Genomic DNA, 14,810 nt, shown 5'->3' on the forward strand with positions numbered 1-14,810 from the left:
CTTGCCTTCTCTTTGCTGGCCCTGCCAGGCCTTTCATCAGTTGCGCTTATCATAACGCTAACGTTTTAGCCCGTCGCGGGCAAGGCGCTTTCTTGCGGCGGCTGTTGCTACTGCACCAGATGATGGCTGATGGCGTACTTCACAATCTCGGCGTTGGTGGTGAATTTCATCTTCTTCATCAGCCGCGATTTATACGTGCTGACGGTTTTATTGCTGATCACCAGCGCGTCGGCGATGGCGTTGATGCTTTCGCCGTGCGCCAGCATGATCATGATCTGCCGTTCGCGCATCGTCAGGTTCTCGTGCGGCGGCCGGTCGCCGCTCTGGTATTGTGAAAAGACAATCTCCTGCGCCAGCTCGTGATCGATATAACGCGAGCCGCGCGCCACCTGTCGGATCGCCGTCAGCAGCGCCTCCGGGTTTTTATCTTTGGTAATGTAGCCCAGCGCGCCGCAGTAAAGTACGCGGCGCGCAATCTGCGGCTCGTTATACATACTCAGCACCAGAATGCGCAGCGACGGGTATTGCAGCGTGATGCGGTTAATCAGATCTTCGCCGCTGATACCAGGCATAGAGATATCGAGCAGCAGCAGATCCACGCCCCCTTCGCGCAGCCGCTCCAGTACCTGGCCGCCGTCGGCCGCCTCGCCCACTACGTTAATGCCGTTGTCCAGCAGGAAAATCTGCTTCAGTCCCTCACGCATAATGGCGTGGTCGTCAGCGATCATCAGGCGAATTGCTTGCGTCATCGGTTACTCACTTATCTTTCTTATTAAACAGCGTGCGGGAAAGCACCGGCGGCCGGTGGGGGAAGCTCAGCTGTACGCGCGTGCCTTCGCCCGGCTTACTGTCGATAATCACCTCGCCGTTCAGCATCGCCGCGCGCTCTACCATCCCCGGCAGCCCCCAGGCGTTAGGGCGCACGTGGCGCATATCAAACCCTTTGCCGTTATCAACCACATCAATGCGCAGCCGGTCGCCGTCCTGCTTCATAAACAGATAGACGCTGCTGGCGTCAGCGTGGCGTCGCACGTTGGTCAGCGACTCCTGCACCACACGAAAAGCGGCGGTGACGCACTCGTCGCTAAGGCGCAACGCTTTCTCATGGGGCGGCACAAAGATGCAGCGGGTGGTGTTGTGCTTGTTAAATTCGTCGCGCAGCCACTCCAGCGCCGGCACCAGGCCAAGATTCAGCATATTGGGTCGCAGACGGGTAGAAACGTCGCGCACCACCTGAATGGTGCTGTCGACCAGCTGCATCAGGTTATCCACCTGCTGATGCACCGCGTCGCCCGCCTCCGGCGACTGCATGCGGATCAGCGACAGGCCGACGCGCAGCGAAGTCAAATGCTGCCCCAGCTCATCGTGGATCTCATGGGCGAGGTGCTTGCGCTCTGCTTCACGCTGCGCCTCCTGATTGCGTGCCAGCAGGCGTAACTGTTGATGCGCTTCGCGCAGCTCCTCTTCCGCCAGGCGGATGCCGGTGATATCGCGCCCGACGGTCAGCACGCTCTCCAGCTCGCCGTGCAGATCGCACTCCGGCACGCTGCGCACATGCAGAATGCGTTTGCGGCCGCCGTGGTTCAGCGTCAATTCGCCCTCCGCCTGCTCGCCGCTCGCCAGGCTGTGCGACACCAGCCGCAGCAGCGCCATGCCCGCCTCGTTGTGCGGCACCGCTTCCGTTAGCTGCCAGCGATAAATATCCTGCTCCTGCCCGTCAAACCAGGTCAGCACCGGCGGGTTGACATAGACGCAGCGCAGCGACAGGTCGAAGCGCGCGATCATATCGGGCGAGTTCTCTACCAGGGCGCGGAACTGCTTTTCACGCAGCTGCTGGATCGCCTCTTTCTGTTTCAGTTCGCGCACGTCGCGCACTACGCAGAGCGCATGGGGCACGCCGCCATGCAGATAGAGGCTGGAGCTAACCTGCACTGAGATCTGCTCTCCGCGGCGCGGGGTATGTTGCGAGGTAAAGGTAATCCCTTCGGGGCGCATCGTCAGTTTCCACCACAGCGCCGCCACATCATCATCTTTAAGCTCATGATCGAGCGCGGCGAAACTGACCTGCATCAGCGCGCGCTGGGAATAGCCGGTTAATTTGCACGCTTTTTCGTTGACATATTTTATCCGCAACTCCCGATCCACTAAATAAATCGCATCATGAATACGATTTAACGCAATAGAAGAAAGGGTATCGGACGGCGTCAGCACAGGATTAAGATAATCAGAATAATTCTGCAATCGCGGATCTCCAGACCAGGTATCATTTATCAGCGCAATGAGCATCTTCGCGCGATGCCAATCAAATAACCGTTCCCGCCGCCTTTCCGTCCGTCAATACAATGCCAGAATAATCTCAGGCATAAACACGGCTTTTTAATGTTTCTCTGGCGCGGGAAAGACGGGAGCGTACGGTGCCCACCGGAATATTGAGCTGCTGTGCCACATCCTGATAGCTGCCGTCGTGACCGACCAGAATCGACAGCATGGTTTTCAGATCCTCCGGCAGCGTTTCGATAGAGGCGAGGGTGGCGCCTAAAACCCGTTCATTTTCCGTGATATCGCTCGGGTCGCTGTCATAAAGCATGCCGGTAAGAATGTCATCGTTGAGCGTATCAAATAAAAAGCGACCCTGCTGATTTTTATAATAATTACGGATCAGATTAATCGCGATGCCGAACATCCAGGTTTCCGGCCGCGAGGCGCCGATAAATTTATGGCCGTTGCGCAGCACTTCCAGGCAGGTCATCTGAGCAATATCTTCCACATCCTCATAGTTCGCCACGCGCTTGCGAATAAAATTCAGCAATTTCTTATTATTTTTTTTAAAAACATCAGACCAGTCGATATTGACGGCAACGGTTTCTACGGTTATTGGCTGGCTGGCAAGAGAGGTCATCATATTATTTTCTCCAGAGAGATGAAAGGTGATTACCCCTTGGCTATAGCAAGCACTGTGCCAGCAAAAATTAATCAACTAACAGCTTGTTTTTATTATTTGCGCCGTTTTCTTCCAGGATATATCTGAGAAAAAAACGGCAAAACGGCTTTTATTTGCTGTGCCATTTTTTTCACAAGTTTCGCTGCTCAATTATTTCCTGACGGTGAGACTTTTTTATTTCATCTTTTTTTGGAACCCGTTGCGCCGCAGGCCCACTTAACCGGGGTCTACCTGATGAGGAACGGGCGATGCTGAAGCCAAACCTGCCGCTAATGCCGCACCCTTTTAAAGCCCTGATGAAAGCCGCCGACAGCGGACCGAATAAAAGCGCCGAGCGGGCGGGGCAAGGTGTGGCCGACGCCAGCGCCAATGACATGAAGGAAGAGGTAGGCCTGATGTTTTCCGAGCGCGCCGAAAGCCAGAAAAAGGCTGAGCAGCGCCGTCAGCAGCAGCACGGCCTGCGCCACCGCCAGCAGGCGGGCAAAGTGCAGCTGCATAAGCTCTACGCGATGCTCGATTCCGGCGATCCGTCGCGACGCGAAGCGCACCTGAGTCAGCTGCGCGACGCGCTAAAGCGCAAGCCGCCGGCGGATACCGACGAACTGCTGTCGCAGCTGGATAACGATCCGGCGCGCTGCGATCTGCTGCTGCGCGTGATGGAGCGCGAAGCGCGCGATCAGGGCGACGACGCGCTGTGCGAAACCATCAATCGCCATCTCGACACGCTGCAAACCCGGCACGGTGAACGTCTGCGCGCCGGTCTCAATACCGCTGCGGCGTTCGCGGAATACAGCGCGCATCCGCAGCAGCGCCAGACGCTGCGCAACCTCTACTACGACAGCATCGTGCATCAACAGTCGGCGCTGGCGATGGTTGATCTGCTGCTGGCGCATACCGAGCCTGCGCAGTTCGTCTCCGGGCTGCGCACGCTGCAACGGGCGCTGGCGGATGATATTGCCGCGCTCGCCTCTTCAATCAGCACCGGCGCGCTGCGCCATATCCAGAACGGGCTGGTCGAGGCGCGCCAGGTAGGGCACACGCTGGAGGAGAGCCAGAAAATGCTCGACCGCATGGCGGGCAAAATGACGCTGCATGCCATCGACGCGACGGAACTGACGCGCCGCCTGCTGCATTTCAGCCACCACGGCGCCTGGCAGCAGGACTTTCAACAGCTGGGTGAAGAGGTGGTGGCCAACGCCAACCCGCGCCAGCTGTCGATGTTTTTCAACGCGGTGCTGCCGCTGGTGCGCAGCCTGCCGCTGGCACTGTGGAAAGTCAAAGACGGACGCAAAACCGCGCTGACGCTGCTGGCGAACCACAGCGCGTCGCTGCTGGATAACGAACGCAAACAGGCGCGCCGCGCCTCTGCTGGCTAACCGGCTTAACAAGGGGCGACATGCCGCCCGTCATGCGTTGTTAATAATCTGAGGCGCGCCGCGCCTGAAGCAAGCGGTAAGAGAGACGTGAGATGAACAGCCTGTTTTTAATTCTGAATAAAATCGCCATCAGCGCCATGCAGCGCTCGGAGATCGTCGGCGCCGCCTTCGCGCTGGCGCTGGTGTTTATGCTGATTATTCCGCTGCCGCTGCCGCTGATCGACACCCTGATTGCGCTTAATATCTGCCTCTCTTCGCTGCTGATCGTGCTGGCGATGTACCTGCCGAAGCCGCTGGCCTTCTCCACCTTTCCGGCGGTGCTGCTGCTGACCACCATGTTCCGCCTGGCGCTGTCGATTTCGGTAACGCGCCAAATCCTGATCCAGCAGGATGCCGGCCATATCGTCGAGGCGTTCGGCAGCTTCGTGGTAGGCGGCAACCTGGCGGTGGGCATGGTGATGTTTTTGATCCTGACGGTGGTCAACTTCCTGGTGATCACCAAAGGATCGGAGCGCGTGGCGGAGGTGGCGGCACGCTTCACGCTCGACGCGATGCCGGGCAAGCAGATGTCAATCGACAGCGATCTGCGCGCCGGGCTGATCGACGTGCATCAGGCGAAGTCGCGCCGCAGCGATCTGGCGAAAGAGAGCCAGCTGTTCGGTGCGATGGATGGCGCGATGAAGTTCGTAAAAGGCGATGCCATCGCCGCGCTGGTGATCCTGTTTATCAACCTGATCGGCGGCATCAGCATCGGTGTGCTGCAGGTCGGGATGTCAGCGGGCGAAGCGATGCATGTTTTCTCGATCCTCACCATCGGCGATGGGCTGATCGCTCAGATCCCGGCGCTGCTCATCTCGCTGACGGCGGGGATGATCATCACCCGCGTCTCCTCAGACACAGATACGGTGGACGCGCCGAATATCGGCCGCGAAATCGCCGAACAGCTCACCAGCCAGCCGAAAGCCTGGATCCTCGCCTCGATGGGGATGCTGGGCTTCGCGCTGGTGCCGGGTATGCCGGGTATGGTGTTTACCCTGCTGGCGCTGATCACCCTTAGCAGCGGCGGCTTTCAGGTGTGGCGCGCGCGCCATACGCTGCGCCTCGCCCAGCCGCAGATGGAAAACGAAGTGATCCCGCCGGAGCTGAACGGCCGCGAAGATCTGCGCCAGTTCAACCCGACGCGCCCCTATCTGATCCAGTTCCCGACCGCCTGCCGCGGCAAAGCGGAAACCCTTGATCTGGTGCAGGAGATCCGCCGCCTGCGTAACCGCATCGTCTACCACTTCGGCTTTACCCTGCCGGCGTTCGATATCGAATTCAGCGATCGGCTGGAGGCGGATGAGTTCCGTTTCTCGGTTTATGAGATCCCGAAAGTGATGGGCACCTTCAGTACCGCCTGCGTGGCGGTTGAGACGCGCTGGCTGGAGAGCCTCAGCCCGGAGGAGCAGCAGGCGCTGACGGCGCCGGCGGCAGCGACCGACATCGCCGCGCCTGCCGAAAATGAAGACGCGACGGCGCCGACGGAAGCCGCGCCACTCACGCCGGCGCTGGGCCAGGCGGTGCGTCAGGAGGCGGACTATCTCTGGCTGCCCGCCGATCATCCGCTGCTGGAAAACGACGAGGTGGCGCGCTGGACCGCCGCCGGGCTGCTGCTGAAGCGCATGGAAAACGCCATCCACGCCAGCAGCCCGCACTTTATCGGCCTGCAGGAGACGCGTGCGCTGATGGGCTGGCTGGAGAGCGAACAGCCGGAGCTGGCGCAGGAGCTGCAGCGCGTCATGCCGCTGGCGCGCTTCTCCAGCGTGCTGCAAAAGCTGGTGGCGGAGCGGATCCCGCTACGTTCGGTGCGCGCCATCGCCGAAGCGCTGATCGAACATGGTCAGCATGAGCGCGACGTCTTTCTGCTGACCGAACAGGTACGCATCACCCTGAAAACCCATCTGTGCCATCAGTACAGCCAGACGGACGGCATTCATGCCTGGCTGCTGGCGCCAGAGCTGGAAGAGGCGCTGCGCGACAGCCTGCGCCAGACGCAAAACGATATCTTCTTTGCGCTCAGCCCGGAGCAGATTCAGTCGGTGCATCAGCAGATGCGCCGCGCCTTCACTACCGGCAATGAGCAGCAGTCGGTGCTGCTGGCGGCGCAGGATCTGCGCGGCCCGCTGCGCGCGCTGATCGCTGAATCTTTCCATCAGGTGCCGGTGCTGTCGTTCGCTGAACTGGAACCGGCGTTGGCGGTGCATGTGTTGGGCCGCCTGGAAGCCGATCCCGCCTTTTATTCACTCACCAACTGGGAGGGAGAATAATGTTTGAACTGCGCGTGCTGTCCGGGCTGCACTGCGGCGCCGCCTTGCCGCTCAGCGGCGATCGCTGGCAGATCGGCGACTCGCCGCTGGCCGATCTGCTGCTGAGTGATGAGAGCGCGGCCGGCTGCGAACGCTGGCTGCGCCGCCAGCAGCAAAACTGGTGGCTGGCGCAGCAGGAAGAGGCCGAGGAGGGCGAACCGCTTACGCCGGAAGAGCCATTCCTGCTGGGCGGCGTCTGGCTTTGCGTCGCGCGGGCCAGCACGCCGTGGCACGAGGCGGCGGCGCTGCCCGCCAGCGCTTTCGCCGCCCCGGCCGCCGCGCAGGAGCCGGCGCCGGTTCAGGCCTCAGGTACGCCGCGCTGGATGCGTGGGGTACTGTTTGGCCTGCTGCTGCTGTTCAGCTTTACCGTGGTCAGCTGGATCCTGCAGCCGACGGTGGCGCAGCCGGCCGCCGAGAGTTCACGTCCGGCATGGGGCACGGTAGAGGATCTGCGCGCGCCGCTGCAGATCATGCTGCGCGAGCGCGATCTGGCGAACAGCGTACAGATCGCACGTCAGGGCGACCGGCTGCTGCTGAAAGGCGCGCTGAATAAAGCGCAGATGATCGTCTTCAACCGCATGATGACACGCTTTTATGCGCGCTACAGCGCCAGCGCGCCGGTGAAAAGCGCGGTGCGGCCGCTGGAGAAGAAGCTGCCGTTCCGTATCGTGCAGATCGCCACCGGCGCGCGCGCCAATATTGTCACTGACGAAGGCGACCGGCTGTTTATTGGCGATCAGGTCGGCGATCTGCGACTGGTGGCGATCACGGACGATCGCGTCGAGTTCAGCGGCCGCGATCCGATAACGGTGAAGTGGTAATGAACGCCGATCTCGACAGCTGGTTTAGCCAGCAGCAGCAGCGCCTGCGTCAGCCGGATGCGGTTAGCGTCTGCGGCCGCATTACCGGCATCAGCGGCATCCTGCTGGAGTGCAGCCTGCCGCGCGCGCGCATCGGCGATCTCTGCCGCATTGAACGCGATGATGACGAGAGCGTGATGGCGGAGGTGGTGGGCTTCAATCCGCAACATACGCTGCTGTCGGCGCTCGGCCCGCTGGACGGCATCGCCCAGGGCGCGCGCGTGACGCCGCTCTATCTGCCGCACAGCATCTGCGTCTCCGATGCGCTGCTCGGCTGCGTGCTGGACGGCTTCGGTCGCCCGATCGACGGGGAGGGCGTCGGCGCCTTCGCGCTGCCCGGCGAAGCGGAGCATACCATTCCGGTACTGGGCGATGCGCCGCCGCCTACCGCGCGGCCGCGTATCGCGACCCCCTTGCCGACCGGCGTGCGCGCCATCGACGGCATGCTGACCATCGGCGTCGGCCAGCGCGTCGGCGTCTTCGCCGGCGCGGGCTGCGGTAAAACCACGCTGCTGGCGGAGCTGGCGCGTAACGCCCCCTGCGACGTTATCGTCTTCGGGTTGATCGGCGAACGCGGCCGCGAGCTGCGTGAATTTCTCGATCACGAGCTGGACGAGGCGCTGCGCAGCCGCACGGTACTGATCTGCTCCACCTCCGATCGCAGCAGCATGGAGCGCGCACGCGCCGCTTTTACCGCCACTGCCATCGCCGAAGCCTTTCGCGAGCAGGGCAAAAGCGTGCTGCTGATCCTCGATTCCCTGACCCGCTTCGCCCGTGCCCAGCGCGAAATCGGCCTGGCGCTGGGCGAACCGCCGGGGCGCGGCGGCCTGCCGCCCTCGGTTTATACCCTGCTGCCCGGTTTGCTGGAGCGCGCCGGCCAGACGCAGAACGGTGCCATCACCGCGCTCTATTCGGTGCTGATCGAGGCGGACTCGATGAACGATCCGGTGGCCGACGAAGTGCGCTCGCTGATCGACGGCCACATCGTGCTGTCGCGCCGCCTGGCGGAGCGCGGCCACTACCCGGCGATTGATGTGCTGACCAGCCTCAGCCGCACCATGACCAATGTGGTGACGCGCGAACAGATGCGCGACGCCACCCAGCTGCGCCGCATGATGGCCGCCTGGCAGCAGGTGGAGATGCTGATCCGCCTCGGCGAATATCAGCCCGGCCATGACGCGATGACCGACGCCGCCGTCGAGGCGCAGCCCGATATCAACGGCTATTTGCGCCAGGCGACGCGCGCGCCGAGCGAGTGGCAGCAGACGTTGCAACATCTGTCGGAGGTAAGCGCCCATGCGCCGGAAAATTAATCTGCCTGACGAACTGCCCGCCGAAGAGGGCGACGCGAATTTGCGTGCCGCGTTCGCACTGCTGCTGCCGATCCGCCGTCAGCGCCTGCGCCGCAGTGAACGCCAGCAGCGCCAGCATGAACAGCAGCTGACGCAGCTGCAAAGCGCGCAGCGCGACGCCGAACAGCAGTTGACGCAGCGGCGGGCGGCGTATCAAACGCTGCGCGACGGCTTCGATGAGACGCATCTCGGGCGTCAGCCGCTGACCGATCTGCAGCGCGGGCTGCAGCAGGAACAGCGCGCCGCCGAGGCGCTGCAGCGTCAGCGCCAGGCCCTGAGCGACTGCGTCACGCAGTGTGACGCGCAGAGCGAACAGCTGGCGGCGGCGCGCGCGGAAACCCGGCTGCGCCAGCGCGAGCTGGAAAAACTGGAAATGCTGATGCAGGAGATGCCGTCATGAACCCTTTTATCGCCGAGCGTCCCGCCGCCCAGCCGCGGCCTGAACCGGAGCGCCGCGAGCCGCGCGCGCAGGCAGAAGCGCGTTCGCGCGCCGCGCCGCCGCCGCCGCCGCGTGCGAAGCCCGCCCCGCAGCCGCCCACCGCCGCGCAGGCAAAACCGCAGTCGCGCGGCGCGGAGCGCGGCCGCAGCGAACGCAACCCCGCCAGTGGCCAGAGCGGCGCGGCGAAACGTGGCGAGCAGCCGGAAAGCGGTACGCCGGACGGCATGCTGTTCAGCGCTTTGCTGGATACGCCGCCTGCGCTGCCGCCGCTCTCTGTTAGCGCGGCGGCATTTTCAACCCAGCCGCGCTTTACGCCGCCTGCCGCCGCCGGTGCGTCGGGTGCGGCGCCGATGGCGCTCTGGCAGCCGCTGGAGGCGGAGCTGGGCCGCGTGGTCGATCGCCAGCCGGACGGCCCGGTCGCCATGACGCTGCTGCTGCCGCGCCTTGGCGAGGTGGATGCGCGTCTGCAGCCGCTGACCGCCGGCGGCTGGGACATTGCGCTGCGCTTCTCCCCGACGGCGCTGGGCGCGCTGGAGGCGCATCAGGAGCGCTGTCGCCAGGCGCTACGCCGCCGGATGGCCTGTCGCGTACGCCTGCGCTTTGAACAGCGGGGGCAGGCATGAAACGGCTTTCGCTGCCGCGTCTGAACGCGGAAGAGGCGCAGCTGCGCCAGCGTATCGGTGCCGGTCAGTGCTTCCCTTATCAGCTGAACGACGAAGCGGGCACGCTGACGCTGCGCCTGAGCGCCGCTGCCCCGGATAATGCCGTTTTGGCGCTGCGCTGCGACGCCGGCCCGCTCTGGATCGGCGAGCCGGAAAGCGCGCTGGCGCTGCTCTCCGCTTGTCCGGCGCTGCCGTATGCCGAAGCAGAAGTGACACCCTGGTACTGGCCACTGTTTAATCAGGAGATCGGCCCGCAACTCGCCATGCTGTTCGGCGAGCTGACGCCGGATCCCGCTGCGCCTGCGCCCGCGGCGCCCTTTACGCTGCAGTTGACCCTGACGCTGGGTGAACTGCGCGCCCGCAGTAGCCTGACTGCCCCGATCGCTACGCTCAACGCCCTGCTGGATAAGCCGGGCTGGCAAGCGGACACGGCGGCGCTGCCCGACGCGCTACCGCTGCATTTTCCATGCATTTTAGGCGCGCTCACCCTGAGCGTCGCGCAGCTTGCGCAGCTGCGGCCTGAAGATGTGCTGCTGCCGACGCGCGCCAGCTTCTCGCCCGACGGCGCGGGATCGCTGCAGCTTGGCGGACTGCGTCTTTCCGGCGCGCTGAACGGCGAGGCGGATCGCGCCTTTTTTACCCTTTCTGACCTGGAGATCACCCCTGTGACATTTCCCTACGATAACGATGATATGGCCCCTGTTGACCACCCGGAAGATGAATGGCAGGGCGAACCGGCGTCGGAGGCTGCGGCGCTCGACGCGCTGCCGCTGGCGCTGACGGTGCGCTGCGGCCAGCTGCGGCTGACGCTGGGCGAGCTGCAGCGTTTGAGCCGCGGGGCGACGGTGATGGTGGATAACGTGCAGCCCGGTGAAGCACTGCTCTGTCACGGCGATTTCCCGCTGGCGAAAGGCGAGCTGGTGGAGGTGGAAGGGCGGCTGGGGCTGCAGATCACCCATATGCTGCCGGGCAGCGTTAATCCTCTGAGCCACGGCAGGTAAGCGATGACGGAGATGCAGTCGCTTAACCCGATGATGCTGGCGCTGTTCCTCGGCGCGCTCTCGCTGGTGCCGATGTTGATGATTATCTGTACCTGTTTTCTGAAGATTTCGATGGTGCTGATGTTGACGCGCAACGCGATGGGCGTGCAGCAGGTGCCGCCCAATATGGCGCTTTACGGCATCGCGCTGGCCGCGACGCTGTTCGTGATGGCGCCGGTGTTCAACGATATCAGCCAGCGCGTGCAGGCGATGCCGCTCGACTTCAGCAATATGGAGCGGCTGGAATATACCTTCGGCAACGGCGCGGAGCCGCTGAGAAACTTTATGTCACACAACACCGATCCCGATATTCTGGTGCATCTGCAGGAGAACGGCGCACGCATGTGGCCGAAAGAGATGGCGCAGAGCATTACGCCGCAAAGCCCGCTGCTGATTATTCCCGCTTTCGTGCTGTCGGAGCTGCAAAACGGCTTCAAAATCGGCTTTCTGATCTTTATTCCGTTCCTGGTGGTCGATCTGATTGTCTCCAACGTGCTGCTGGCGCTGGGGATGCAGATGGTGTCACCGATGACCGTCTCGCTACCGCTGAAAATCTTGCTGTTTGTGCTGGTCAGCGGCTGGACGCGGCTGCTGGACGGCCTGTTCTACAGCTATCTGTGAGGCGGCGATGGAGATACTGACCTTTTTTCGCCAGGCGATGCTGCTGGTGGTGCTGCTCTCGGCGCCGCCGCTGATCGTCGCGGTGCTGGTAGGGATTGTGATTTCGCTGGTACAGGCGGCAATGCAGCTGCAGGACCAGACGCTGCCGTTCTGCCTGAAACTGGTGGCGGTCGGCATGACGCTGGTGCTGACCGGACGCTGGGTTGGCGTGGAGCTGATCCAGCTGACGCAGAACGCTTTCGCCATGATGTCGCGGGTGGGTAGCTGATGCTGTGGAGCGACGCGCTCGATCAGCTGTTTACCGCGCTGCTGGCGCTGCTGCTCGGCATGGCGCGTATTTTCCCCTGCCTGCTGTTGACGCCGATTTTCTCTTTTTCCGCCATTAAGGGGGTGCTGCGCACCGCGATTGTGGTGGCGCTGGCGCTGTTTATCGCGCCGCTGCTTTACCACGATATGCTCGGCGCTTCGCTGACGCTGGTGGCCTACGCCGGGCTGGCGATCAAAGAGCTGATCCTCGGCACGCTGATCGGCCTGATCCTCGGGCTGCCGTTCTGGATGTATGAGTCGGTGGGCGCGCTGTTCGACAACCAGCGCGGCGCGTTGATGGGCGGGCAGATCAACCCGCAGTTAGGGCCAGACGCCACGCCGCTCGGCTATCTGATGAAGCAGGTGATTATCCTGCTGCTGATCGTCGGGCCGGGCCTGAGCGCGGCGACGCAGCTGATCTGGGATAGCTACCGCATCTGGCCGCCACTCACCTGGCTGCCGCCGCTGGGCGCGCAGGGCTGGGAAGTATGGCTGGGGTTGCTGAAGGAGACCTTCGTCAGCATGGTGCTGTACGCCGGGCCGCTGGTAGGGCTGCTGCTGCTGCTCGATTTCGCCGTCGGCATCATCAGCATCTACAGCCCGCAGATTCAGGCGACGGTGTTGGCGATCCCACTGAAATGTTTGCTTGGCCTGCTGTTTTTCGTCCTCTACCTGCCGCTGCTCAATCATCTTGCCGGCGAACGGCTGTTTGAGTTGCGCGATTTGAGCCATCTTCTTCCCCATCTGTTTGGCGCCAAAGGAGCGGGACATGAGTGAAAAAACCGAAGACGCTACCCCGCAAAAGCTGCAGGAGTCACGTAAAAAAGGGCAGGTGAGCCAGAGCCAGGACATCCCCAGGCTGCTGATCTCGATCGGTATTCTTGAGGCGATTTTCGCACTGGTCGACAGCGGCATGCAGCGGATGGAATCGATGATTATGCTGCCGTTGATGCGCATCGGCCAGCCGTTTGGCCATGCGATGGAGGAGGTGGTGACCGATTCGCTAATGGTGCTGCTGCTGTTTTCCGCCATCGTCGGCGCGATTGCCATACTGCTGCGCATCGTCGGCGGCTGGCTGCAGTTCGGCCCGCTGTTCGCCGTGGAGGCGATGATGCCGAAGCTGGATAGCCTGAACCCGGTGAACCACTTTAAAAACATGTTCTCGGCGCGGCAGTTCACCCAGCTGCTGACCAGCATTATCAAGGCAGCGGCAATCGCCGTGGTGCTGTGGTTTGCGCTGGAGCCGGAGATCGGCAATCTGGCGCGGCTCGCACAGACCGATCTCAACACCTTCTGGCACGGCGTGCTGTCGCTATTTATTAAGGCGGCGCGTCAGGTACTGATGGCGCTGCTGGCGATGAGCGCGCTCGATTTCGGCCTGCAGAAATATTTCTATCTTAAGCAGCAGCGCATGAGCCACGAGGATATTCGCAACGAATATAAGCAGAGCGAAGGCGATCCGCATATGAAAGGGCATCGCCGTCAGGTGGCGCACGAGATCCTGAACGAAGCGCCTAAAACGCCGCGTCAGGTCGCGGTAGAGGAGGCGGATGTGCTGTTGGTTAACCCGACCCACTTTGCGGTGGGGCTTTACTATCGGCCGGGCGAAACGCCGCTGCCGCGCCTGCTGTTTAAGGCCAGCGACGATGATGCACATTATCTGATCGAACAGGCGCAGCGCGCGCGTATTCCGGTCATCCGCTATATCTGGCTGGCGCGCACGCTCTACCGCACCACCCCAGAAGGCAGCTGGATCCCGCGTGAAACGCTCAAGGCGGTGGCGCAGGTTTACCGCCTGCTGCGCGAGCTGGAAGATCACTATATGGATGAGGTAATTGAAATGGAGGATGAATAGAGCAGGCCTGCGGTTATTGAATTATTCGGTTGTTCGGTTGTTCGGTTGTTTGGTTATTCGGTTATTCGGTTATTCGGTTATTTTAATTGGATCCGTTACGGGTAATGTACTTTAATTAAATATGATTATTTAATTAATTAATCGATGCATACGCGACGCGCCGTTAAAAGTTAATCTGCATCAATTGTTGTTCATTTTTTTCCTCGCCTGTGCGCCTTACTCTTTTTAATTTCCTTTTCGCCTGTTAGCGTTAGCGCGTGTTGTTATGTCTTCAGGGAGAGAGGATATGAGTTCGCGCAGCGATATCGTGGATGGCAAGGATGCGTTCTGTGCTAAAAGCGGTCTGGTTTATTCTGAGGTATTAGGCTGGGTTGATTTGGGGCATGCCAAAGGAGAGGATATTATAAAGCTCCTTTATAAAATGGACGTGGGGGAACACCAACCTAAAGAGCGCTATACGCTGACCTATTCGCAGTCTATGTATAAGTCTTCAAAATCATATTTTGGCGCGGGTGCGCATATTCGCTGGCAGATAAAAAGGGGCAGGACTCTGGAACAGCGGTATAGTATCGTATTAGCAATGATGATGATAACCGCAGTTAATTTTGAAGCGATGCAGGACTCGGTACCCTTTAGCTGGGTGACTGATAGCGGCTTTAGCGCGGAGGATCTGGTTTCCGATCTGTTGGGGTTTTATCGCGTTGTACGGCCCATGGACTATTTTCACTCGCTTCAGCTGGTCAGCCAGCAGGAAGCGCTAAAGCGCTGGGATTTCTATGGGCCGGTAGGGAACTATAAAAATAAACTGTTCAGGCCGCTACTGTTTCCCGATCCGGCGAAAGATCGCCATGCTATGCCGGTATATGGCACCCTGCCAAAGTTTATGATGGCAATAACACCGTTTGATGAATTTCATACGGATATTGTTAAGGTAATTACTAATGATGGCGCACATGCTAACCTTTTTACTCCACCCGATCCTGAGTTCGAATAATGCACAGTAAATATAAAAA

15 protein-coding genes are annotated in these 14,810 nt (G+C 61.2%); 12 read left to right on the plus strand and 3 right to left on the minus strand.

Features of this window, described 5'->3' with window-relative positions:
* Window positions 1-107: 107 nt before the first annotated feature.
* From C2E15_RS03160 to C2E15_RS03170, 3 genes are all read right to left on the minus strand, one after another.
* Window positions 108-749 (minus strand): response regulator, encoded by a 642-nt coding sequence (locus tag C2E15_RS03160; protein WP_104956093.1) that lies wholly within the window; start codon window positions 747-749, stop codon window positions 108-110.
* A 7-nt stretch (window positions 750-756) separates the two neighbouring features.
* Window positions 757-2,241, minus strand: a complete 1,485-nt coding sequence (locus C2E15_RS03165; protein ID WP_245912340.1) for a PAS domain-containing sensor histidine kinase — start codon at window positions 2,239-2,241, stop codon at window positions 757-759.
* A 115-nt stretch (window positions 2,242-2,356) separates the two neighbouring features.
* Window positions 2,357-2,902 carry an RNA polymerase sigma factor gene (locus tag C2E15_RS03170; protein ID WP_104956095.1) on the minus strand — a complete coding sequence of 182 codons (546 nt, stop codon included), beginning with the start codon at window positions 2,900-2,902 and terminating at the stop codon, window positions 2,357-2,359.
* A gap of 287 nt (window positions 2,903-3,189) precedes the next feature.
* Here C2E15_RS03170 and sctW point away from each other — a divergent pair, with 287 nt between their 5' ends.
* The 12 genes from sctW (at window position 3,190) to C2E15_RS03230 (ending at window position 14,791) form a co-directional block, all read left to right on the plus strand.
* Window positions 3,190-4,317, plus strand: coding sequence for a type III secretion system gatekeeper subunit SctW (sctW, locus tag C2E15_RS03175; protein ID WP_104956096.1), 1,128 nt, complete (start codon window positions 3,190-3,192; stop codon window positions 4,315-4,317).
* 92 nt (window positions 4,318-4,409) lie between these two features.
* Window positions 4,410-6,623, plus strand: a complete 2,214-nt coding sequence (locus C2E15_RS03180; protein ID WP_104956097.1) for an FHIPEP family type III secretion protein — start codon at window positions 4,410-4,412, stop codon at window positions 6,621-6,623.
* Window positions 6,623-7,483, plus strand: coding sequence for an FHA domain-containing protein (locus tag C2E15_RS03185; RefSeq protein WP_104956098.1), 861 nt, complete (start codon window positions 6,623-6,625; stop codon window positions 7,481-7,483). The genes C2E15_RS03180 and C2E15_RS03185 overlap by 1 nt, the downstream gene beginning before the upstream one ends.
* A complete protein-coding gene (gene sctN / locus C2E15_RS03190; RefSeq protein WP_104956099.1) occupies window positions 7,483-8,835 on the plus strand; it encodes a type III secretion system ATPase SctN in 1,353 nt (450 codons plus the stop codon). The genes C2E15_RS03185 and sctN overlap by 1 nt, the downstream gene beginning before the upstream one ends.
* Window positions 8,819-9,274, plus strand: a complete 456-nt coding sequence (locus C2E15_RS03195) for a type III secretion protein (protein ID WP_104956100.1) — start codon at window positions 8,819-8,821, stop codon at window positions 9,272-9,274. The genes sctN and C2E15_RS03195 overlap by 17 nt, the downstream gene beginning before the upstream one ends.
* Window positions 9,271-9,936, plus strand: coding sequence for a type III secretion system HrpP C-terminal domain-containing protein (locus C2E15_RS03200; RefSeq protein ID WP_104956101.1), 666 nt, complete (start codon window positions 9,271-9,273; stop codon window positions 9,934-9,936). The genes C2E15_RS03195 and C2E15_RS03200 overlap by 4 nt, the downstream gene beginning before the upstream one ends.
* Window positions 9,933-10,976: a FliM/FliN family flagellar motor switch protein gene (locus tag C2E15_RS03205; RefSeq protein ID WP_104956102.1), complete on the plus strand. Its 1,044-nt coding sequence runs from the start codon at window positions 9,933-9,935 to the stop codon at window positions 10,974-10,976. Before C2E15_RS03200 ends, C2E15_RS03205 begins: the two co-directional genes overlap by 4 nt.
* A 3-nt stretch (window positions 10,977-10,979) precedes the next feature.
* Entirely contained in the window at window positions 10,980-11,636 is a 657-nt protein-coding gene (sctR, locus tag C2E15_RS03210) for a type III secretion system export apparatus subunit SctR (protein ID WP_038628618.1), read from the plus strand.
* A 7-nt stretch (window positions 11,637-11,643) separates the two neighbouring features.
* Entirely contained in the window at window positions 11,644-11,904 is a 261-nt protein-coding gene (gene sctS / locus C2E15_RS03215; RefSeq protein WP_038628616.1) for a type III secretion system export apparatus subunit SctS, read from the plus strand.
* The gene (gene sctT, locus C2E15_RS03220; protein WP_104956103.1) at window positions 11,904-12,719 is read left to right on the plus strand and encodes a type III secretion system export apparatus subunit SctT; all 816 of its coding nucleotides are present in this window, start codon (window positions 11,904-11,906) and stop codon (window positions 12,717-12,719) included. Before sctS ends, sctT begins: the two co-directional genes overlap by 1 nt.
* Window positions 12,712-13,797, plus strand: coding sequence for a type III secretion system export apparatus subunit SctU (sctU, locus tag C2E15_RS03225; RefSeq protein ID WP_104956104.1), 1,086 nt, complete (start codon window positions 12,712-12,714; stop codon window positions 13,795-13,797). Before sctT ends, sctU begins: the two co-directional genes overlap by 8 nt.
* A gap of 286 nt (window positions 13,798-14,083) precedes the next feature.
* On the plus strand, window positions 14,084-14,791 hold the full coding sequence (locus tag C2E15_RS03230; protein ID WP_104956105.1) for a hypothetical protein: 708 nt from the start codon (window positions 14,084-14,086) through the stop codon (window positions 14,789-14,791).
* The last annotated feature ends 19 nt before the right edge of the window (window positions 14,792-14,810 follow it).

The sequence above is a fragment of the Mixta gaviniae genome (assembly GCF_002953195.1).
GTDB lineage: Bacteria > Pseudomonadota > Gammaproteobacteria > Enterobacterales > Enterobacteriaceae > Mixta > Mixta gaviniae.